The sequence below is a fragment of the Staphylococcus sp. HGB0015 genome, from assembly GCF_000411275.1.
GTDB classification, from domain to species: Bacteria; Bacillota; Bacilli; order Staphylococcales; family Staphylococcaceae; genus Staphylococcus; species Staphylococcus schleiferi.
In genome coordinates this window covers 968,035-990,474 of sequence record NZ_KE150417.1, presented here as the reverse complement: position 1 = coordinate 990,474, position 22,440 = coordinate 968,035, and the positions used below count along the sequence as shown (strand labels likewise).

At 33.8% G+C, this 22,440-nt stretch carries 22 protein-coding genes, 1 pseudogene and 1 riboswitch; of the genes and pseudogenes, 22 read left to right on the top strand and 1 reads right to left on the bottom strand.

The genetic code is table 11. The features are described from left to right. Positions 1-41: 41 nt before the first annotated feature. Positions 42-1,145 carry a flavodoxin-dependent (E)-4-hydroxy-3-methylbut-2-enyl-diphosphate synthase gene (ispG, locus tag HMPREF1208_RS04585; RefSeq protein WP_171839466.1) on the bottom strand — a complete coding sequence of 368 codons (1,104 nt, stop codon included), beginning with the start codon at positions 1,143-1,145 and terminating at the stop codon, positions 42-44. Between the two features lie 436 nt (positions 1,146-1,581). Between ispG and HMPREF1208_RS04580 the strand changes: the two genes are divergently transcribed. The 22 genes and pseudogenes from HMPREF1208_RS04580 to gcvPB all read left to right on the top strand — a co-directional run bounded on the left by HMPREF1208_RS04580 (position 1,582) and on the right by gcvPB (position 22,324). Continuing rightward, positions 1,582-2,181: a superoxide dismutase gene (locus tag HMPREF1208_RS04580; RefSeq protein WP_016425187.1), complete on the top strand. Its 600-nt coding sequence runs from the start codon at positions 1,582-1,584 to the stop codon at positions 2,179-2,181. A 226-nt stretch (positions 2,182-2,407) separates the two neighbouring features. After that, positions 2,408-4,444: a peptidoglycan D,D-transpeptidase FtsI family protein gene (locus HMPREF1208_RS04575; protein WP_016425186.1), complete on the top strand. Its 2,037-nt coding sequence runs from the start codon at positions 2,408-2,410 to the stop codon at positions 4,442-4,444. Positions 4,445-4,803: 359 nt separating this feature from the next. Further along, positions 4,804-5,769, top strand: a complete 966-nt coding sequence (locus HMPREF1208_RS04570) for a PstS family phosphate ABC transporter substrate-binding protein (protein WP_016425185.1) — start codon at positions 4,804-4,806, stop codon at positions 5,767-5,769. Positions 5,770-5,969: 200 nt separating this feature from the next. Then, the gene (pstC, locus tag HMPREF1208_RS04565) at positions 5,970-6,869 is read left to right on the top strand and encodes a phosphate ABC transporter permease subunit PstC (RefSeq protein WP_371665268.1); all 900 of its coding nucleotides are present in this window, start codon (positions 5,970-5,972) and stop codon (positions 6,867-6,869) included. A 1-nt stretch (position 6,870) separates the two neighbouring features. Further along, positions 6,871-7,749: a phosphate ABC transporter permease PstA gene (gene pstA, locus HMPREF1208_RS04560; protein ID WP_016425183.1), complete on the top strand. Its 879-nt coding sequence runs from the start codon at positions 6,871-6,873 to the stop codon at positions 7,747-7,749. A gap of 40 nt (positions 7,750-7,789) precedes the next feature. After that, a complete protein-coding gene (gene pstB / locus HMPREF1208_RS04555; RefSeq protein ID WP_016425182.1) occupies positions 7,790-8,674 on the top strand; it encodes a phosphate ABC transporter ATP-binding protein PstB in 885 nt (294 codons plus the stop codon). A 2-nt stretch (positions 8,675-8,676) separates the two neighbouring features. Beyond that, a complete protein-coding gene (phoU, locus tag HMPREF1208_RS04550; protein ID WP_016425181.1) occupies positions 8,677-9,327 on the top strand; it encodes a phosphate signaling complex protein PhoU in 651 nt (216 codons plus the stop codon). A gap of 74 nt (positions 9,328-9,401) precedes the next feature. Further along, positions 9,402-9,551, top strand: coding sequence for a 50S ribosomal protein L33 (rpmG, locus tag HMPREF1208_RS04545; RefSeq protein ID WP_016425180.1), 150 nt, complete (start codon positions 9,402-9,404; stop codon positions 9,549-9,551). A 380-nt stretch (positions 9,552-9,931) separates the two neighbouring features. Next, positions 9,932-10,471 (top strand): 5-formyltetrahydrofolate cyclo-ligase, encoded by a 540-nt coding sequence (locus tag HMPREF1208_RS04540; protein ID WP_016425179.1) that lies wholly within the window; start codon positions 9,932-9,934, stop codon positions 10,469-10,471. 17 nt (positions 10,472-10,488) lie between these two features. After that, positions 10,489-11,928 (top strand): rhomboid family intramembrane serine protease, encoded by a 1,440-nt coding sequence (locus HMPREF1208_RS04535; protein WP_016425178.1) that lies wholly within the window; start codon positions 10,489-10,491, stop codon positions 11,926-11,928. Between the two features lies 1 nt (position 11,929). Continuing rightward, positions 11,930-12,136 carry a YqgQ family protein gene (locus HMPREF1208_RS04530; protein ID WP_016425177.1) on the top strand — a complete coding sequence of 69 codons (207 nt, stop codon included), beginning with the start codon at positions 11,930-11,932 and terminating at the stop codon, positions 12,134-12,136. After that, complete coding sequence (locus HMPREF1208_RS04525) at positions 12,129-13,115, top strand: ROK family glucokinase (RefSeq protein ID WP_016425176.1); 987 nt, start codon at positions 12,129-12,131, stop codon at positions 13,113-13,115. Before HMPREF1208_RS04530 ends, HMPREF1208_RS04525 begins: the two co-directional genes overlap by 8 nt. Further along, the gene (locus tag HMPREF1208_RS04520) at positions 13,116-13,427 is read left to right on the top strand and encodes an MTH1187 family thiamine-binding protein (protein ID WP_016425175.1); all 312 of its coding nucleotides are present in this window, start codon (positions 13,116-13,118) and stop codon (positions 13,425-13,427) included. Positions 13,428-13,442: 15 nt separating this feature from the next. After that, the gene (locus HMPREF1208_RS04515; RefSeq protein WP_016425174.1) at positions 13,443-14,066 is read left to right on the top strand and encodes an MBL fold metallo-hydrolase; all 624 of its coding nucleotides are present in this window, start codon (positions 13,443-13,445) and stop codon (positions 14,064-14,066) included. A 57-nt stretch (positions 14,067-14,123) separates the two neighbouring features. After that, positions 14,124-15,088: pseudogene (gene comGA / locus HMPREF1208_RS04510) on the top strand (competence type IV pilus ATPase ComGA). After that, positions 15,057-16,124, top strand: a complete 1,068-nt coding sequence (gene comGB / locus HMPREF1208_RS04505; protein ID WP_016425171.1) for a competence type IV pilus assembly protein ComGB — start codon at positions 15,057-15,059, stop codon at positions 16,122-16,124. Before comGA ends, comGB begins: the two are co-directional and overlap by 32 nt. 11 nt (positions 16,125-16,135) lie before the next feature. Next, the gene (gene comGC, locus HMPREF1208_RS04500) at positions 16,136-16,459 is read left to right on the top strand and encodes a competence type IV pilus major pilin ComGC (protein ID WP_016425170.1); all 324 of its coding nucleotides are present in this window, start codon (positions 16,136-16,138) and stop codon (positions 16,457-16,459) included. Further along, positions 16,434-16,880: a competence type IV pilus minor pilin ComGD gene (comGD, locus tag HMPREF1208_RS04495; RefSeq protein ID WP_016425169.1), complete on the top strand. Its 447-nt coding sequence runs from the start codon at positions 16,434-16,436 to the stop codon at positions 16,878-16,880. Before comGC ends, comGD begins: the two co-directional genes overlap by 26 nt. A gap of 841 nt (positions 16,881-17,721) precedes the next feature. Continuing rightward, positions 17,722-18,249, top strand: coding sequence for a shikimate kinase (locus HMPREF1208_RS04485; protein WP_016425167.1), 528 nt, complete (start codon positions 17,722-17,724; stop codon positions 18,247-18,249). Beyond that, positions 18,236-18,329, top strand: a riboswitch (glycine riboswitch). (Overlaps the previous gene by 14 nt.) A gap of 79 nt (positions 18,330-18,408) precedes the next feature. Beyond that, positions 18,409-19,500, top strand: coding sequence for a glycine cleavage system aminomethyltransferase GcvT (gcvT, locus tag HMPREF1208_RS04480; RefSeq protein ID WP_016425166.1), 1,092 nt, complete (start codon positions 18,409-18,411; stop codon positions 19,498-19,500). A 12-nt stretch (positions 19,501-19,512) separates the two neighbouring features. Beyond that, positions 19,513-20,862 carry an aminomethyl-transferring glycine dehydrogenase subunit GcvPA gene (gcvPA, locus tag HMPREF1208_RS04475; RefSeq protein WP_016425165.1) on the top strand — a complete coding sequence of 450 codons (1,350 nt, stop codon included), beginning with the start codon at positions 19,513-19,515 and terminating at the stop codon, positions 20,860-20,862. Continuing rightward, the gene (gene gcvPB, locus HMPREF1208_RS04470) at positions 20,852-22,324 is read left to right on the top strand and encodes an aminomethyl-transferring glycine dehydrogenase subunit GcvPB (protein WP_016425164.1); all 1,473 of its coding nucleotides are present in this window, start codon (positions 20,852-20,854) and stop codon (positions 22,322-22,324) included. The genes gcvPA and gcvPB overlap by 11 nt, the downstream gene beginning before the upstream one ends. Positions 22,325-22,440 lie beyond the last annotated feature (116 nt).

The window sequence follows — 22,440 nt, the reverse complement described above, 5'->3', positions numbered from 1 at the left end:
GTTTTGATATTTGTTCAGCAAAATAGGGTAACATGTGATGTCTAGTTTTGATTTGCAGTTGCTTCTTTTTTCTTGTTTTCTTCCCATTCAGCAGCGAGTTTATCGATTTCCATTTTCAATTCATCCACCATTGTCTCTTCAGGTACTTTTCTCACCGTTTTTCCTTTCATAAATAACAAGCCTTCTCCACGAGCACCGGCAATACCGATATCTGCTTCTCTCGCTTCACCTGGACCGTTTACGGCACAACCCAGTACTGCTACTTTTAAAGGAACTTGAAGTTTCTCAATGTATTCTTCTACTTCATTTGCAATTGAAATTAAATCAATTTCGATACGACCACAAGTTGGACACGCAATCAAAGTTGCTGCATTACTTGCTAAGCCAAAAGATTTTAATAAAGACTTCGCAACTTTCACTTCTTCAACTGGATCCGCTGAAAGTGAAATTCTCATTGTGTTACCAATACCAAGAGATAAAATTGCGCCCAAACCAGCAGAAGATTTAACTGTACCATTAAACAATGTACCACTTTCTGTAATACCAAGGTGTAATGGATAATCAAATGCTTGTGCAGCCTTTGTATAAGCTTCAATTGCGAGGTTAACATCGCTCGCTTTCATTGACACGATAATGTCATGAAAATCTAAATCCTCTAAAATTTTAATATGGTGTAATGCACTCTCTACCATACCATCAGCAGTAGGGTAACCATATTTTTTTAGAATATGTTTTTCAAGAGAACCCGCATTAACACCAATTCGAATTGGGATTCCTTTTTCTTTACAAGCCTCCACAACAGCTTCTACTTTTTCACGTCTTCCAATATTACCTGGATTAATACGGATTTTGTCCGCACCATTTTCAATCGCAATCAATGCTAATTTATAATTAAAATGGATATCTACAACAAGAGGGATATTAATTTGAGCTTTAATATCTTTAATAGCGTACGCATCTTCTTCGTTAGGACATGCAACACGTACAATTTGACAACCTGCTTCCTCTAAGCGTTTAATTTCAGCCACTGTTGCCTCTACATCGTGAGTTTTCGTCGTTGTCATACTCTGAATAACAACTTCATCTGCACCACCAATTGTTAAATTACCGACTTTAACGGGGCGCGTATTTTTACGATGTGTAATTTCAGCCATAATAGGAACTCCTTTATGAATAATTTTAACTTGAAAATGCACTTCTAAGAGGCTATTAATTCAACGTTATTTCATATTATACAATAAGCTCACCTGCATATTCAAAACAATTAGATTGAGAATGTCATAAATTTTTCATAAACGTTGTAAAGTGAATATTTACTATTGGCGTATTGAAAATATGTTTCATCAATAACAATTCATTCATCCATCCAATCACATTTTATAAATAAAAAGTGTCAAGCAATTTAAAAAACTTTATATATAGATAATTTGATGATTAAAATGTTTAAATCTACTGAAATTGCGCTATAATATAAGTACGTAGTCAAAATGAAATTCATCAATTTGTAAGCATATTAATTGTGACAAGTTGATGAATGTTGATACAATTATCATGGAATCAAATTTAGGAGGATGATTAATTATGGCATTTGAACTACCAAAATTACCATATGACTATGATGCGTTAGAACCACACATTGATAAAGAAACAATGGTGCTACATCATGACAAACATCATAATACGTATGTAACAAAGTTAAACGCAGCAGTTGAAGGTACAGATTTAGAAGATAAATCTATTGAAGATTTAATTGCTAATTTAGATAGTGTACCTGAAGATAAACGTACTGCAGTTCGTAATAATGGTGGTGGACACTTAAACCACTCATTTTTCTGGCAAATTATTTCACCTAACTCAGAAGAAAAAGGTGAAGTTGTAGATAAAATTAAAGAACAATGGGGTTCTTTAGATGCATTCAAAAAAGAATTTGCTGAAAAAGCTGCAGGTCAATTTGGTTCAGGTTGGGCATGGTTAGTAGTGAATAATGGTCAATTAGAAATCGTAACGACTCCTAACCAAGATAGTCCACTTACTAATGGCCAAACTCCAATTTTAAACTTAGATGTATGGGAACATGCATATTACCTTAAATATCAAAATAAACGCCCAGATTATATCAATTCTTTCTGGAATGTTGTTAACTGGGAAAAAGTTGACGAATTATATCAAGCAGCGAAATAATATGCGATATAGAAGGGGGTTGAGGCTCGTGGGCCATCAACCTCTTTTTTTATTTTAGAATGGACCTCGATACATAAATCAGTGTCATTCACATTATATTTCGGCAAATAAGTATAGGGAGATAGGGTTGCTATATTTTTATACTTTTTATCACAAAACATTAGCCAAATGTATTTTTATCATATATTATTTTAAGAAGAACTATGGTGAATAGAGGTCGGTTGTTTTGTTAAAACGATTAAAAGAAAAAACAAATGATGAAAAGATGCGTCTACGAATGAACAAGCGTGTCAATTTTATTTTCGCAGTCATTATTTTTGCTTTCGTACTCATTGTCTTAAGGTTAGGTTACTTACAAATTGTTCAAGGTTCTCAATATAACCAAATGATTCGTGAAAGCGAAAATGTGACAGTGAACGAGTCTGTGCCAAGAGGCCGTATTTTAGATCGTAATGGTAATGTCATCGTAGACAACGCGTCAAAAAAATCAATTACATATACTAGAGGTAAAAATACGAATCAAGAAGAGATTATGGATACCGCTAAAAAGTTATCTCAATTAATTAAAATGGATACTTCTAAAATCACCGAACGCGATAAAAAAGATTTTTGGATTCAAAAAAATCCTAATCAAGCCAAAAAATTAATGAAAAAAGAACAACAATTATATGAGAACGGTGATATTTCTCAAGATGATTACGATAACACATTGCGCCATAAAATCAGTGACAAAGATTTAGACACTTTATCTAAAAAAGACCTTGAAGTGTTGGCTATTTATAGAGAGATGATGCAAGGCTCAACATTAAGTCCGAGAACAATTAAAAATGATAAGGTCACTGATGAAGAGTATGCCTCTGTATCACAAAAACTTTCAGATTTGCCTGGTATTAATACAGAAATGGATTGGGATCGTAAATATCCTTATGGAAAAACATTAAGAGGTATATTAGGAAGTGTTTCAACTCCTGAAGAAGGTCTACCAAAAGAATTAACAGATGAATATTTATCTAAAGGTTATTCAAGAAACGACCGTGTGGGTAAAAGTTATTTAGAATTGCAATATGAAAATATTTTAAGAGGTAAAAAGAAAGAAATGCGCTATACCACTGATAAATCTGGAGCCATCATTGATTCGGAAGTGGTTAACGAAGGTTCTCGCGGTGATGACTTAGTCTTAACGATAGATATTAAGTTGCAACAAAAAGCGGAGGAATATTTAGAACAACAAATTAAAAAATTACGTTCAGAAGGCGCTAAAGATATGGATACGGCAATGATGGTTGTGCAAGACCCTAATAACGGTGATATTTTAGCTATGGTCGGTAAGAAAATTGATAAAGACGGCTCACTGACAGACTTTGATATCGGTACATTCACGACGCAATACGCTGTTGGTTCATCTGTTAAAGGGGCAACCTTATTAGCTGGTTATCAAAACAATGTCATCCATGTTGGTGAACAAATGATTGATGAACCTTTAACTTTTAAAGGCGGCTCTACAAAACGATCTTACTTTAACAAAGATGGTAGAAAATTGATCAATGATAAAGAAGCACTCATGCATTCATCCAACGTTTTTATGTTTAAAACGGCATTAAAGCTGGCTGGCCTTGAGTACCAACCTAACATGGCCTTACCAACAGATGTAACGATTCCTGGACAAAAATTACGAAAAGGTTTAAACCAAGTCGGTCTTGGTGTGAAAACTGGTATTGACTTACCAAATGAAGTCACTGGACAAATTGAACCCTTAAAAAACAATCCAGGGAACTATCTTGATCTCGCAATTGGCCAATATGATACTTATTCACCATTGCAACTATCACAATATGTATCAACAATTGCAAATAATGGTTTTAGAATTCAGCCACATATTGGTAAAGAAATTCGAAAAGCAACAAAAAATGATGATTTAGGACCTGTCAAACACAAAATTAATGGCAGAGTTTTAAACCGCGTCAATAACAAACCTGACGAAATAAAAGAAGTTCAAGAGGGATTTGATATGGCCTTTAATAAAGTTGCTGGTACAGGTTATGCAAGTTTTAGTAAAACAAAAGTTCGTTCTGCAGGTAAAACGGGTACAGCCGAAGTATTCCAAGATGGAGAACCACGCGTCAACTCTACTTATATTGGTTATGCTCCTGAAGATGATCCAAAACTTGCATTCTCAATCGTTTATACCAACCAACCTGTTCCTGAACCATGGTTGAATGGTGGCGACTTAGGACGAGATGTTATTAATTACTATTTTAAATAAAGACTGGCTTTGTAATCTCAAATACTTTCATATGCATTACGAAGTCAGAACAGCTCTAAGATGATGAAACGATCATCTTAGGGCTTTTTTTAATCCAAATTTTATGATGTATAGTTTAGATTTCAATATTAACAACCGATTTTCAATAATTATCTATTAATGATTGACTGAAAGCACAAATAAGTAAGTACAATCTAACGACGTTCAATCAAGAAAAAATAAGCGTATATCGCAAAGAAACACTACAAAATTTCATAATTAACATAAACTTTACATTACATTCATTCATAGTTAATAAATGATTTGTATCCTTAAGATGTAAACAATATGATAACCACTAATTCTAGGAGGATGTTTCAATGAAAAAATGGCAAGTACTGGGCACTACAGTTATCAGCGCTTCATTAATTTTAGGTGCATGTGGCGGAGCTGGACAAAGTAATGATAGCAAAGGGAATGACTCTAAAGGTTCGGATGTTGAGGGCTCTGTAAAAGGTAATGGTTCATCAACTGTAGCACCTATCATTGAAAAATTAAACGAAAACTTTTCTTCAGATCATAAAAATATTACAGTTGAAAACGTGACTTCAGGAACTGGTGATGGATTCAAACAATTCATTGCTGGTAAAACTGATTTTTCAAATGCGTCACGACCAATTAAAGATGAAGAAAAAAATCAATTAAAAGACAAAAACATCGATTATACAGAATTTGAAATTGCAAAAGACGGTTTAACAATTGCAGTTAACAAAGATAATGACTTTGTAAAAGAATTATCTTTAGATGATTTGAAAAAGATTTATTCTGGCCAAGCTAAAAAATGGTCTGATATTAACTCTAAATATCCAAATAAAGAGATTAAAGCTTTTTCACCTGACCAATCGCACGGAACATACGATTTCTTCTCTGAAGAAGTTATGAACAAACAAGATATTAAAGCTGAGAAAAACCAAAATACAGATGTCATTGTTAAATCAGTGCAAGATAATCCAAATGGTATCGGGTTCTTCGCATTTAACTTCTATAAAGAAAACGAAAAGAATTTAAAAGCAGTTAAAATTAAAGATAAAAATGGTAAAGCCATTTCACCTGATCACAAAACAATCCAAGATGGTTCATATCCTTTAAGTAGACCGTTATTCATCTATGCTAATAACGAAAAACTCAAGAAAAATGATGCATTTGCAGAATTCTTAAAATACACATTAGATGATAAAGGTAAAGCAGCAGAATCTAAAGGTGTTGATTATGTCGCATTACCTAAGAATAAATATGAAGAACAGATGAAAAAACTTGATAAATTAACTGGAGATAAAAAGAAATAATCGAAGCAGTCATAACATGATAAGTTTTATATTCTGACAATCATGCATATTCATTTACGGAAGTGATTACAAAATCCACCTTGAAGTTGTAATCATGATTGACAGTGTCAAAGGGTTGAGTTTCATAATCAAATGATTATGTCTCAGCCCTTTTTAGAAAAGGAGCGCGTAATATGAAATCGCAAAACAATATTAGAGAGATGATCCAAAAGAAGAGTCATTCTGGTTCATCGCTGAGTGATAAAATTATGCCAATCATATTGGCTACGATTGCAGCAATTTCTATTTTAACAACAATAGGGATTGTCATTACATTATTGACTGAAACGATTACTTTTTTTACACGGGTCCCCATCTCTAAATTCTTTTTAGAAACCGATTGGAATCCATTTAGTTCGACACCAAAATATGGTATTTGGGCACTTATTCTCGGAACACTGAAAATAACATTAATCGCAACAATTTTCGCTGTTCCAGTTGGAATAGGTGCAGCTATTTATTTAAGCGAGTATGCATCAAAACGTGCACGTAAAATCATTAAGCCTATATTAGAAGTCCTTGCAGGTATACCAACAATTGTTTATGGTTTCTTTGCATTGACATTCGTAACACCTGTGCTCAGAGCAATTTTCCCAAGCATTAGTAGTTTTAATGCAATTAGTCCAGGTCTCGTTGTCGGTGTAATGATTATTCCAATGATTGCAAGTATGAGTGAAGATGCGATGTCATCAGTGCCTGACAAAATAAGAGAAGGGGCACTTGGCTTAGGTTCAACAAAATTAGAGATGATACTTAAAGTGATTGTACCCGCAGCCACATCAGGAATTATGGCTTCAATTGTATTAGCTATTTCTCGTGCAATCGGTGAAACAATGATCGTCTCCCTTGCAGCAGGGTCAAGTCCGTCGTTTGATTTATCTTTAACACATTCTATCCAAACGATGACGGCTTATATTGTCCAAGTCTCACAAGGTGATGCAACAAATGGTTCTGATTTATACTACAGTATTTATGCAGTTGGGTTCACATTATTTATCTTTACATTAATAATGAATTTTATTTCGCAAATGATTACAAAACGTTTCAGAGAGGAGTATTAATATGAATTTAATCAATCAAGCTGAGGTTGAGAAAAAGCTCTCTGGCCGTATGACAAAGAATAAGGTGTTCAAATCGATATTCTTGATATGTACACTTATTGGACTAATTGTTTTAGCCATCTTAATTATCGACATTTTAAGAAAAGGCCTTCCAGTTATGACGGGTGACTTTTTCACAAATTTCTCTTCATCATCTGCGCATACAGCGGGGGTTAAAGGTGCTGTTATTGGGACATTATGGCTCATGATGACACTTATTCCTATCGCTTTAGTGCTTGGTGTAGGAAGCGCCATTTATTTAGAAGAATATGCTAAAGACAATGCTTTCACTAAATTCATCCGTGTTAATATTTCTAACTTAGCTTCTGTGCCTTCCATTGTATATGGTTTATTGGGTGCAACGATATTTGTTGCTTTGTTGAAACTCGGCAATTCTGTAATTGCTGCTGCATTAACATTAGCGTTGCTCATCTTGCCCGTTATTATCGTAGCAAGCCAAGAAGCCTTGAAAGCCGTCCCTAATTCAGTTAAAGAAGCTTCTTATGGTTTAGGGGCAAACAAATGGCAAACGATTAAAAACGTTGTTTTACCAGCAGCGATACCTGGTATTGTAACAGGGGTTATTTTAGCGATTTCAAGAGCTATCGGAGAAACAGCACCCTTAGTTGCAATCGGTATTCCAACCATTTTGTTAAGAACACCGAATAGCATTTTAGATTCTTTTCAAACATTACCTTTACAAATTTATGATTGGGCGAGAAAACCAGGAATTGGTTTTCAATTACTTTCATCTGCAGCCATAATCGTCCTACTAGCCATTTTATTAATATTGAACACAATCGCTGTCATTATCAGAAATAAGTATTCTAAAAAATATTAAAAAGAAGAATTTTAAAATCGTTTTGAAATGAGGTTTTACTATGACTGAACTTAATACACTAGAGTCAGAAACAAACAAAGTTAACAGTAATCGCAAAGTTAACAATGAAAATAAAAGATTTATTGCCACTACACAACAACAAGAGGACAATGTACTGACAGACGCAGATCGTCAAATTGTTTATTCTACACAAAATTTAGATTTATGGTACGGTGAGCAACATTCTTTAAAAAACATCAACTTAGATATTTTAGAGAAAAATGTTACTGCTATTATTGGGCCTTCTGGATCAGGAAAATCAACTTATGTGAAAGCATTAAATAGAATGGTTGAGTTGGTGCCTTCTGTTAAAACATCAGGTAAAGTATTTTATCGAAATCAAAACATTTTTGACAAACGTTATCCTGTTGAAAAATTGCGTACAAATGTAGGTATGGTATTTCAACAGCCAAATCCATTTCCGAATTCAATTTATGATAATATCACTTATGGACCAAGAATTCATGGCATAAAAGATAAAAAAATACTAGATGAAATTGTTGAAAAATCGTTACGTGGCGCAGCAATTTGGGATGAATTAAAAGACCGCCTTAACCAAAATGCATACGGTCTTTCTGGTGGTCAACAGCAGCGTGTTTGTATTGCCAGATGCCTTGCTATCGAACCGGATGTTATTTTAATGGATGAGCCAACTTCTGCACTTGATCCGATTTCTACTTTAAGAGTAGAAGAACTCGTACAAGATTTGAAAAAAGATTATTCAATTATTATTGTTACACATAATATGCAACAAGCAGCGCGTGTTTCTGATAAAACGGCATTTTTCTTAAATGGTCATGTGAATGAATACGACGATACAGATAAAATCTTCTCAAATCCTTCTGATAAACAAACAGAAGACTACATTTCTGGACGTTTTGGATAATCATGACTGTCATTAGGAAAAGATATGAAGACCAGTTAAGTGACCTATTTAAAGATGTTCGTCGATTAGGTTTAAACGTTTATGATATGATACAACAATCGATAAAAGTTTTATCAGATAAAGACGTTACCCATGCAAGACAGGTCATTAGAAGAGATGAAGACATTAATAAATTGGAGTCTGATATTAATGAGAAAGTTGTCATGCTGATTACACGGCAACAGCCTATTGCTAAAGATTTACGATTTATGATTTCAACACTTAAAATCGCTTCTGAATTTGAAAGAATGGGCGATAATGCCGCAAATATAGCTAAAATACGGACACGGGCACAATTTACAGATCATTATATTATGATGCGGCTCGAAGCTATGGGACATCTTTCTATGTTGATGCTCAAAGACTTGAAAGATGCTACGCGTCATAATGACTTAGAATTAGTTAAAGAAATCATCGAGCGTGATATTGATATTGATGATTTATATAAGCAAATTATTAATACAACATATTTGATTGATAACGATCCTTTCGTTGCTGGACAAGCACATTTAGTCGCAAGATATTTAGAAAGAATCGGTGATCATGTCGTCAAAATTGCTGAACATATTTATTATTTTATTACAGGAAATCGGTATGAGACTTATGAGAAATAACACTTCCCAATTTCTGCTTTAAATGATATGATAATGAAGTCGTATTTTGAAGAAAGAATAGGAGGGATACTGTTATGCGCGTTAATGTGACATTAGCTTGTACAGAATGTGGAGATCGTAATTACATCTCTACTAAAAACAAAAGAAATAATCCTGAACGAATTGAAATGAATAAGTTCTGTGCACGAGATAATAAAAAAACTTTACATCGTGAAACAAAGTAATCATTTCAAGTAAGTGAGTTTGGAACATAAATAATTCAACTCATTTTAATGATTAAATCAGTTTAAATCACGGAGATTTCAAACTTCTAGACAAGATTTTATTACAAGTTCTAAACGTTTGATTATCCAAGGGGGGCAAAAATATCTAGTAGTCTTAGATATTTTTGGCCTCTTTTTTTATTACGCTCTTAAGGAAACAATTTCTAGCTCATTATTCTATAAACGGATTTTGAAATGCACCACTCTAAATGTAGCTGAAACACATATTTTACGACATAAAATCAATTGTTATATACTTTATTCAATTGTCATATAATGATATTTCCATGACACCAGTTAACAAGCACGATATAATAGTGACAAAAGGGGAGTGAAGTTAATTGAACAAAAAATCATTGAGGTTAGAAACTTTAAATAAGATGAAATCACTCTCGCCCCAGCAAAAATGTGTAGCTGACGAATGGCTATTTCAACAATTAATTGCACATCCAAAGTACCAACATGCCAATCGTATCGGTATTGTAATGTCCATGCCTCACGAAATCAATACAGACCCGATTATTTTACATGCATTACAAAACGATAAATTAGTTTTTGTACCTTCTACTGAATATCAACAAAAAAAGATGGTATTTCAACAGCTGTTTGACTTAAATCAAGTTGATATGGATGAGAGAGGGATCCGATATGTTAAACATCAAACACCTATCAATCATTCATTAGATTTGGTAATTGTACCAGGAGTTGTTTTTAATCAAAATGGTTATCGTATTGGCTATGGCGGGGGTTATTTTGATCGATTTTTGTCAAAATATCAGCCAGTGAATCTAAGTCTCGTTTATGATATACAAATGACAGACTTGATGACCGTTGAGCCTCATGATTACCCGGTATCTGAATTAATCATCGCAGAAACATAAATAACTGGAGGATTTATATGTTTGAAGAAAAGCACTTATGGAAAGCAAGCTTTTTATGGATAAAATACTTAAACTACGAATGTATACACTTTGATCAAGATAAAGGCGAGATTTGGCTTGGCAATAAAAAACAAAATCATATTATTATATTTAAACAAGGTCATTTTACAACCCAAGAATTAGAATTTGATAAAGAGCGCCTCATTTCACATCATGACGATATCACAAATTTCATAGGTTATAATGCCAATCGATATGATGTATATGTATTGACGGAGAAATCGTTTAACCCCACTCAATTCAATGTACATCAACCTGTTCGTGTTCGCTTTCATTGTATTGATTCAATCAAATCATTTGATCAAATGAGTGACCATTTTCTTATCAAAAGAAATTTGAGACATAAAGATAATAAAACAGAAAAAGAGTACAAAAAACGTGTATTGAATCCAAATATTATCGAACGTGCAATGTATCGTTTTACACCGGTAACTTACGCTTTGATTTTAATTAATGTGCTTATTTGGCTTATCGTAACTTTTTTTACGCCTCATCATACGGATTATGAAATTATTAATTTAGGTGCATTAAGCCATTTTAATGTTGTTCATGGAGAATGGTATCGACTGTTGTCTTCGATATTTTTACATATTGATTTTCAACATTTACTCTTTAATATGTTGTCGCTCTATATATTTGGGAAATTAGTAGAATCCTTTGTCGGATCACTTAAAATGCTTGGCATCTACTTTTTCTCAGGAATTTTTGGCAACTTATTATCGTTATCGTTTATTACAAAAGGATTTTCATTAGGAGCAAGTGGGGCTATTTTTGGATTGATTGGCGCATTGCTTGCATTAATGATTATCAGTAAACGTTTTGAACGTAAAATGATGTTACAAATAATCCTTGCTGTACTCATTATGACGGGAATCACATTACTCATTCAAAATGTTAACGTGGTCGCTCATTTAGGCGGATTAATAGGTGGGGGACTTATTACTTATTTAGGTTATTTATTTGTAGCAATGCGAAAATACTTCTATATTTTAGTCGCAATCACAATGATGATTACCATTGGTATGCTCGTTAAAATATATACAACACCGGATATCAATATTTATAATCAAATCATTCAAGATGAAATGTATAGCAATCATTTTAGTGAAGCTAAAGATATGGTTAAGCAGACCTACCATAATGGCTATGCAGACGACATGACATATTATTTATCCGGACTAATTATCGCAACACAAGATTCAAAAGCCGAGGCTATGGCTGAATGGGAACATGGAGTCAAGCTCTTTCCAAATTCAACGCAACTCAATTATGAATTAGCCATAGCAAACCGGTCATTAGGCGATAATAAAAAGGCGAAAAAATATTTATCACAAGTACTAAAAAACGATCCTAAAAATAAGGATTATATCAATTTAAAAAAAGAACTGGATGATTAGCATGCAGACACAACTTAATACATTTTATGATGTACTTCAATTACTTAAAAAATATGGTTTTATCATTTATTTTGATAATAAAGATGATATGCTTGAAATGATTGAACAAGAAATTCAGACGTTATATCGACACGAATTAATAACTAGAGAAGAATTTCTCCAATCTAAATTATTAATTAACCAAAGAAGGATGAACAGAGATGAGTAAACATTTGATTTTAGCAGCAGATATTGGTGGTACGACTTGTAAACTTGGGATTTTTAATGATAATCTAGAACAGCTTTCGAAATGGTCGATTGAAACCGATACGTCTGATCCTACTGGTCGTGTTTTATTACGACAAATATATGATGCTTTTGTAAACCAAATGGTTAAACATAATTTTGACATGAATGACGTTCTTGGATTAGGGATAGGCGTTCCCGGTCCAGTTATGTTTAAATCTGGGATTGTAAATGGTGCTGTCAACCTTAACTGGCCTGGCCGGGTCAATGTTTCAGAAATCATGCAAGAGTGGGTGTCATTCCCAGTCTATGTCGACAATGATGCCAATGTGGCAGCATTAGGAGAAAAACATAGTGGTGCGGGCAAAGATGCTGATGATGTTGTTGCGATAACATTAGGTACAGGACTTGGCGGCGGAATTATCTCAAACGGCGAGATTGTACATGGTCATAATGGTTCAGGTGCCGAACTCGGTCATATCAGAGTGGATCATGACCAACGCTTCCAGTGCAACTGTGGTAAATCGGGTTGTATCGAAACCGTTGCCTCAGCTACAGGTGTCGTTAATTTAGTCAATTTCTACTATCCTAAATTGACATTTAAATCATCAATTTTACAATTGATTAAAGATAATAAAGTCACTGCCAAAGCGGTTTTTGATGCTGCTAAAGCAGGTGATCAATTTTGTATTTTTATTACCGAACGTGTTGCACAATACATTGCTTATTTAGCTAGTATTATCAGCGTTACGACAAATCCGAAATATATTATTCTTGGTGGTGGTATGTCGGATGCAGGAGATATTTTAATTGAAAATATTAAGACAGAATATCATCATCTTGCATTTACACCTTCACAAGAGGGTACAGAAATTGTACGTGCGGAACTCGGCAATGACGCTGGTATTGTCGGTGCAGCGGGTTTAATTAAAACTTATATTATAGAAAAGGAGCGCGTTTAAATGGCTATAGTAGATGTCGTAGTAATCCCTGTTGGAACTGAAGGACCAAGTGTAAGTCAATATATCGCAGAAATCCAAACAAAATTAGAGGCATTCAAACAAGAAGGTAAAATCGATTATCAATTAACACCTATGAACACATTGATTGAAGGCGAGTTATCCGATTTATTTGAAGTTGTTCAAGCTATTCATGAACTACCATTCGATAAAGGCTTAGACCGTGTTTGCACTAATATTAGAATCGATGACCGTCGTGATAAAGATAGAAAAATGAACGATAAATTAGAATCAGTGAGAAAACATTTACAGTAAGTGAGAGGGATAAATATGAAAATTTCCTACCTGACTTTAGGGATCGTCAGCACAAATACGTATTTTATTGAAAATGATACAGAATTGATTTTAATCGACCCGTCATCAGAATCTAAAAAAATACTAAATCGTATACAGCAATCTCAAAAGCAATTGAAAGCAATTTTGCTCACACATGCACATTTTGATCATATTGCAGCACTAGATGATGTTTTAGAACAATATGACGTGCCAGTATATATGCATCCTGAAGAATTTGATTTTCTTTCTGAACCAGAAAAGAATGGCTCTGTCCAATTCCAAGCATATGGCTTACCAATCATCACGAGCCATGCACAGCCTACTGCGATCGAAGAGGGTCATCATCAAATTGGACAATTTCAATTTGATGCATTGCATACACCTGGGCATTCACCAGGAAGTCTGACATATGTTTTTGATGAATTTGCAGTTGTTGGAGATACTTTATTTAATAATGGTATTGGTAGAACGGATTTATACCGTGGTAACTATGAAACACTTGTTGATTCAATTCAAGATAAGATTTTTAATTTAGATGAAACGTTGCCATTATATCCAGGACATGGTCCATTCACAACTGTTGAAAATGAATATATGAATCCATATCTTCATGGCTAAAAATTTTAAAGTAATTTAATCACCTCTTACGTGTATAGATGTAAGAGGTGATTTTTTATGCAATTATTATTTGACCATGTCATCCAATATGCGATTCAAAGTGAAGCAAGTGATATTCATTTTATACCTTCACAATCACAAGTTGAGGTGAAATTAAGAGTTAAAGATCAGTTAATCATGTATGACACGTTGAATAAAGAAACCTATCAAAAATTACTCACGCTTTTAAAGTTTCAAGCTGGACTTGATATTACAACACGCCACAAAGCACAAAGCGGTAGATATATTTATGAGTATAAAAATTTATATTATCTACTTTGCCACTTAATTTAGGTACTGAAAGTTGTGTCATACGCATAACACCCCAATATTTCCAAACTTCAAATTTAGACTCAGTAATAGATATTAAAACAACAATGGAAAAAAAGCAGGGCCTCATATTATTTAGTGGTCCAACGGGTGCAGGTAAAAGTACGTTGATGTATCAAATGGTCGTTTATGCAAAGCAAAAATTAAATCTTAATATTATTACAATTGAGGATCCCGTCGAACAGCTTGTAAACGGTATTACACAAATTTCAGTAAATGAAAAAGCCGATATCACATATAGTTCTTCCTTGAAAGCCATTTTAAGATGTGATCCAGATGTTATTCTAATTGGTGAAATAAGAGATAAATATATTGCCAGAGACGTCATTCAAGCGAGTTTAAGTGGCCATTTAGTATTATCCACAATTCATGCGAATGACTGCTCTGGTGTATTATTAAGGCTGATAGAAATGGGACTGTCACAGCAAGACTTGTCACAATCTATTAATATGATTATTAATCAACGTTTAATTACAACTAAAAACGATAACCGACAACTTGTTTATGAAACAATGAATCAATCTGAAATTCAATTTTTCTTAAAAAATAATTTTAAATTACCTGCAGCATTTGAAAGCTTAGTAGATAAGTTGCATTCTTTAAACCAAGAAGGCGTGATCGATGAAAAAATATTACGAAAATATTCAACATAGAAAAACATTACGCCACATACGCTCAAATCATCTATTAATAATGGAACGCCTATCACAACTTTTAGTGCATGGTTTTACCTTCGCTGAAGCGATGAAGTTTATATATGACCAACTCCAAATCAAAAACACACGATTTCATTCAATATTGATTAACGCCTTGAATCAAGGTGCTACATGTTATGAAGTTTTCCGTATTTTAGGTTATCCCCAAACCGTCTTACTCCAATTATATTTCGCTGAAAAATATGGCTCTCTCCCAGAAACACTGCAATTATGCCACCAATTTTACAGTAAAAACAGAAAGCTAAAAAAACAATTTGTTAAAACAATACAATATCCTATTGTACTTATTTTTATTTTTTTCGCGCTAATCACGACTTTGAACCACACCGTTATGCCTCAATTTAATCAAATGTATGACAATATGCAGATAGAAGCCTCGTTTTTACAAAAAATCATAAAAGCTTTTATCCAAAACTTTCCACTTACTTCAATAGTCCTACTACTTTGTTTGATCGTAATTTTCTTTTTAGTTCGCCACTTTTTTAAGCAACTTACTATTCGTCAGCAAATCCATTGGATTAACCGCTTCCCATTCCTCAGAAAATACTACAAACTTTACAACACCTATAACATTACAAATCATTTCGTTTTATTTTTTAAAAATGGCATTACATTGAATGATATTGTCCAAATTTATATCCATCAACAGGAAAGTTTATTTCTCACATATATTGGTCGTACTTTGCAATATCAACTTCAAAATGGCGTTTCCTTTTCAACTATATTTACGCAACTCAATTGTTTTGAAAATCAGTTTATTCAATATATTCAACATGGTGAAATGCGAGACAAATTGGATGTCGAACTCCAAATGTATAGCATATTTTTACTTGACCATATTGAACATTTTTTACACCAACACATTAAATGGATTCAGCCCATTATGTTCACCTTAATTGGTTTACTTGTATTATGTGTTTATTTAGTCATGATGTTTCCCGTTTTTGAAATGATGCAAACAATAAAAGAATAGGAGATATTGATATGCTTAAAAATATAATGACAAAATTATTAGTAAAAAAAGGCTTTACACTCATAGAAATGCTACTCGTATTATTAATTATTAGTGTATTACTCATTTTAATCATTCCTAACATCGCTAAACAATCTGAGCACATTCAGAAGACAGGCTGTAGCGCTCAATTGAAAATGATAGATAGTCAAATCGAAGCTTATGCTTTGAAGTTCAATCACAAACCTGCAACGATTGATGATTTAGTTAGAGAAGGCTATATTAAAGAAAGTCAAAAACAATGTAAATCTGGAGAAACGATTTCTATCAATGCAGGCGAAGCGGTTGCGTCGTGATGGCTATACACTTGTAGAAATGTTAGTTGTATTATCAATTATCATTGTTTTTCTATCCATTGTGATGACACATCCAAAATTTGATTTTTCTCATCTACAATGTCAATATGAGATTAAAAAGCTTACAAGCGAGATTGACTTCTATCAATCACAGGCAATCAAACATCATCAATCCATATTGATGCTTTTTCGCAAACAATACAATGACATTAAAATTGTTACTTCATATCCCCAAACAACACGCTTGCTTAAATTAAATCCCCTTAAATTAAAAACGAGTTCTAATCTGCCATATCTAAAATTTGATGAAAAAGGGCAAATTTCAAAGTTTGGAACGTTATATTTTGAATATCAAGGTCAAACGATTGCTCTGATTTTTCATATTGAACAAGGGAGGTATCGTATCAAATATTTAAAATAAAAAAAGGTTACTTGTTAATAGAGGCGCTTTTTGCAATTTCTATCTTGGTTGTTTTAGCGAATCAAATGCTACCATTAAATCAACAAATGTTAACCACTTATCGGAATGAAGTCGAACAATTGGAGCTTAAACGAGCGCTATACCAAATTGTTAGAAAAAATATCCCTCATGAAAGGTTAAGAATAGCACATTATGAAGTCATTCCTCAGAAACAGCGTATTTGTATACAAAATTTACAGTCTCATCAAAAATATTGTTATATCAAAAAGGGGATTCACACTCATTGAAAGTTTGATAGCATTACTAGCGCAATGCTTAATCATAATGCTTATCCCATTTTTTATCATGACATTCAGCCAACATAAACACACACTTTTTGATGATAGAACTTATGATTTAGAAATGATGATTAAAGATATCTCCGATCATTTAAACCACACTGATATTAAAGATGTATTATTACTAAAAAAGGGAATTGAAATTCAAAACAAACAATCAAAAATTAATTATTATCTCCAAAATCAAAAAATCATTAAAACTGTGAATCATAGAGGAAATATTACGCTATGTAATGAGGTGATGAACGTAGTTTTCACAAAAGTTAGTAACAAATATATTTTAATGCGAATAAAGTACCGTGAAAGGAATGGTTTTCACGAAAAAGAAATTCTCTTCTAAGAAAGGGTTCACACTACCTTTACTTCTCGTTATATTTACTGCTTATTTTTCATTTAATGCTTTTTATTTAATGATTTATAGTCTAAAATTACAAACAATAGATGCTATTACTGATGATTATGAACATCACATTAGGCAAACAATAGAAAAAGGTGAGTAACGATTGAAGACAACTAGTAAAATGCCTATCGTATTAATAGGATTCATGGGCGCAGGTAAATCCACAATTGGCAAAATTTTATCACGTGAACTCAATTGCTCATTTACTGATTTAGACAGTTTGGTTGAAGCGCAATTGAATCAATCAATACCAGAAATTTTTGAGTTAGAAGGGGAAAAAGCATTTAGAAGATATGAATGTCAATATTTAAAACATGCACTAGAAAAATATGATATTATAGCCACAGGTGGCGGTATACTATCAGACGATCAAACATTCAATTTTCTAAAAAAACAGGAAATAACGGTTGTTTGGATAGATGCACCCTTCGAAATTTTATATGAACGCATTAAAAATGATGCGAATCGACCTAATGCAAACAAAAAAAGTTATGACGCCTTAAAAAGCTTGTATTATAGTCGTAATTCAAGATATAATGAAATCGCATTCATTAAGATTTCATCCAAAATATCATTGCGAGAAACACTTAATGAAATTAAAAACACAATATTTGCGAACGATCAATATTAGAGAGCATGGCATGGGCCATCGCCGAAGGAGCAAGTAACTTGGATTACGAATCTCTCAGGCAAAAGGATAATATTGTGACGCATTCCTGAAGGGATTTCAACAGGGGAGTAGTTCAACTACTCTTCTGTTTTTTTATTAAACAATTAGGAGGGTATTTTCATGTCTGAAGGTTTAAAACAAACCCCGTTATATCAACACTATGTTGATGCTAGTGCAAAAATTGTTGAATTCGGTGGTTGGGCAATGCCTGTTCAATTTTCAAGTATTAAAGAAGAGCATAATGCTGTTCGATCTAATGTGGGATTATTCGATGTCAGTCATATGGGGGAAATTATCATCGAAGGTCCTGATGCAGCAAAGTTAGTCCAGTATGTACTTTCAAATGATACAGAACAACTAACACTTTCAAAAGCACAATATACAGCATTGTGCAATGAACATGGTGGTGTAATTGATGATTTAGTTATTTATCAATTGGATACACAACGTTATTTACTTATTGTTAATGCTGCAAACGTAGAAAAAGACTATCAATGGATTGTTGATCATAGTCAAGATTTTGATGCTAAGGTTGAAAATGTGTCATCAAGTTACGGACAACTCGCTGTACAAGGTCCAAACGCACGTCAATTAATCCAAGCACAGGTTCAAGATGATATCAGCGACATGAAAATGTTTGAATTTAAAAAAGAGGTAGAATTATTTGATAAAAAAGTCATTTTATCTCAATCAGGGTACACAGGAGAAGATGGTTTCGAAATATATTGCGATAGTGCAGACGTAGTTGCCATATGGGAAAAACTCCTTTCTCTTGATGTGGTTCCTTGTGGTTTAGGTGCACGTGATACGTTACGTTTAGAAGCTGGCTTACCTCTGCATGGTCAAGACTTAAGTGAAATGATTACACCATACGAAGGGGGAATTGCATTTGCCGCTAAACCTCTCATTGAAGCCGATTTTATTGGAAAATCAGTACTCAAAGAACAAAAAGAAAATGGTGCACCAAGACGTACAATTGGCTTGCGAATGATTGAAAAAGGGATACCTCGAACAGGTTACACCATTTACAATTTAGAAGGCAAAGAAATAGGTGAAGTCACGTCTGGAACTCAGTCCCCTTCTACAGGACACTCAATTGGTATGGGAATTATTCAACGTGATGAATTTGAAATGGGAAAAGAAGTCATTATTCAAGTTAGAAAAAAACAAGTAAAAGCGCAAATTGTTAAAAAAAATCAAATTGAAAAATAGGGAGTGAATCGTGTGAGTCATCGTTATATTCCATTAACTGAACAAGATGAGAAGGACATGTTAGAAACGATTGGGGTAAATTCAATTCAAGATTTATATAGTGACGTTCCTGAAAACATCCTTCTAAACCGAGATTTAAATATCGAAGAGGCTGAACCAGAGACACAATTGCTAAAGCGATTAAATCGAATTGCAAATAAGAATACAACTAAAGAAACACATACAAGTTTCCTTGGTGCGGGTGTTTATGACCATTATGCACCTGCAGTGGTAGATGCCATGATTTCTAGATCAGAATTCTACACTGCTTATACACCTTATCAACCTGAAATTTCACAAGGTGAACTACAAGCTATATTTGAGTTTCAAACGATGATTTGTGAGTTAACAGGTATGGACGTAGCGAACTCATCGATGTACGACGGCATGACAAGCTTTGCTGAAGCGTGTTTGTTAGCTTGGGGGAAAACTAAAAAAAGTAAAATTGTGGTTTCAAAAGGTTTACACTATCAAGCATTACAAGTATTACACACATATTCTGCAATTCGTGAGCAATATGAAGTTGTGGAAGTCGATTTAGAAGGTACAATCACTGATTTAGAAAAACTTGAAGCAGCAATCGACGATGACACAGCAGCTGTTGCTGTTCAATATCCTAATTTCTATGGTTCAATAGAAGATTTAGAAGCCATTCAAGCGCTTATTAAAGACAAAAAAGCTTTATTTATTGTCTTTGCTAATCCACTTTCATTAGGTTTATTAACGCCACCGGGTGAATTTGGTGCAGATATCGTTGTTGGTGATACACAAGTGTTTGGAATCCCTTCTCAATTCGGCGGACCTCACTGTGGATATTTTGCGACAACGAAGCAATTAATGAGAAAGATACCTGGACGTTTAGTAGGTCAAACACAAGATGATGATGGTAACCGCGGTTTTGTTTTAACATTACAGGCACGCGAACAACATATTCGACGTGAAACAGCTACATCTAACATTTGTTCAAATCAAGCTTTAAATGCACTCGCATCTTCAATTGCGATGTCCGCTTTAGGTAAACAAGGAATCTATGACATAGCTGAACAAAATATTGAAAATGCCAATTATGCTAAAGCTCAGTTTAAAAACAATGGTTTTAAAGTCAATGAAGACACTTCTTTTAATGAATTTGTCGTTGAATTCAATAAACCTATCGAAGAAGTAAACGCATTATTACTTGAAGAAGGTATTATTGGTGGCTTCGACTTAAGTGTCGTTGATCCTCAATACAAAAACCATATGCTTGTCGCTGTAACGGAACTAAGAACAAAAGCTGAAATTGATACATTTGTTAAGAAAGCGGGTGAATTAAATGGTAAGTAAATCTAGTCCATTAATATTTGAACGTTCAAAAGAAGGGCGCTTTGCCTATGCATTACCTAAAAAAGAGATAAACGAGAATGTCGCGGAAAAGTTATTAGATTCAAAATTCATTCGTAAAAATAAGGCTGAATTTCCAGAAGTATCAGAATTAGATCTTGTTCGTCATTATACAGAACTATCTCATAAAAACTTCGGTGTAGATACAGGCTTTTATCCATTAGGTTCTTGTACAATGAAATACAATCCTAAAGTAAATGAAAAAGCCGCACGCATTCCTGGCTTTGCTGAATCACACCCGCTTCAAGATGTGAATCAAGTTCAAGGTTCATTAGAAATTATTTACAGCTTGCAAGAAGAGCTTAAAGAAATTACTGGCATGGATGAAATTTCTTTACAACCCGCAGCGGGTGCACATGGTGAGTGTACTGCTTTAATGATTTTCAAAGCCTATCATTTACAAAATGGTGATACACAGCGTGATGAAGTTATTGTTCCTGACTCTGCGCACGGTACAAACCCAGCTTCAGCCGTATTTGCTGGTTTTAAAGCAGTCACTGTGAAATCTAATGAAAAAGGTGAAGTCGATATTGATCACCTAAAAGAGTTAGTCAGTGAAAAAACTGCAGCTATCATGTTAACCAACCCTAATACATTAGGAATATTTGAAACTAATATTATGGAGATTCGAGACATCGTTCACGAAGCAGGCGGATTGCTTTATTACGACGGCGCTAATTTAAACGCTATTATGGACAAAGTTAGACCAGGTGATATGGGCTTTGACGCTGTACATCTTAATTTACACAAAACATTTACTGGCCCACATGGCGGTGGTGGACCGGGTTCAGGCCCAATTGGTGTTAAAAAGGCCCTTAGAGAATATTTGCCAAAACCACTAGTTGTTAAAAATGGCGATCGTTTTGAATACGATAATGACATCCAACATTCGATTGGTCGTGTTAAACCGTTTTATGGTAATTTTGGTATCTATTTACGTGCATACACGTATATTCGCTCAATGGGTTACCAAGGTTTGAGAGAAGTGTCAGAAGCAGCTGTGCTTAATGCAAATTACATGAAAGCGAGACTTAAAGATACTTTTGTCATTCCATTTGATCAATATTGTAAGCATGAATTTGTACTAAGCGGTACAAAACAGAAAAAATTGGGTGTGCGTACATTAGATATGGCTAAACGACTCTTAGATTTTGGTGTTCATCCACCTACTGTTTATTTCCCTCTGATTGTTGATGAAGGTATGATGATAGAGCCAACTGAAACAGAATCTAAAGAAACGTTAGATTATTTCTGTGACGCTTTAATTCAAATTGCTAAAGAAGCAGAAGAAGATCCTGATAAGGTTTTAGAAGCGCCACATACAACGATAATCGATCGATTAGATGAAACAACAGCAGCACGTAAGCCTATATTAAAATTTGAAAATTTAAAAGAAGAAAAATAAAATGATCACCCTAGTACGTGCAAATCAGCACATGCTAGGGTTCTTTTGATTGAATATAATGATTTATTAACTGTAATAGGATACGAAGCATACACAGTTTGACTCGCAATCGAACT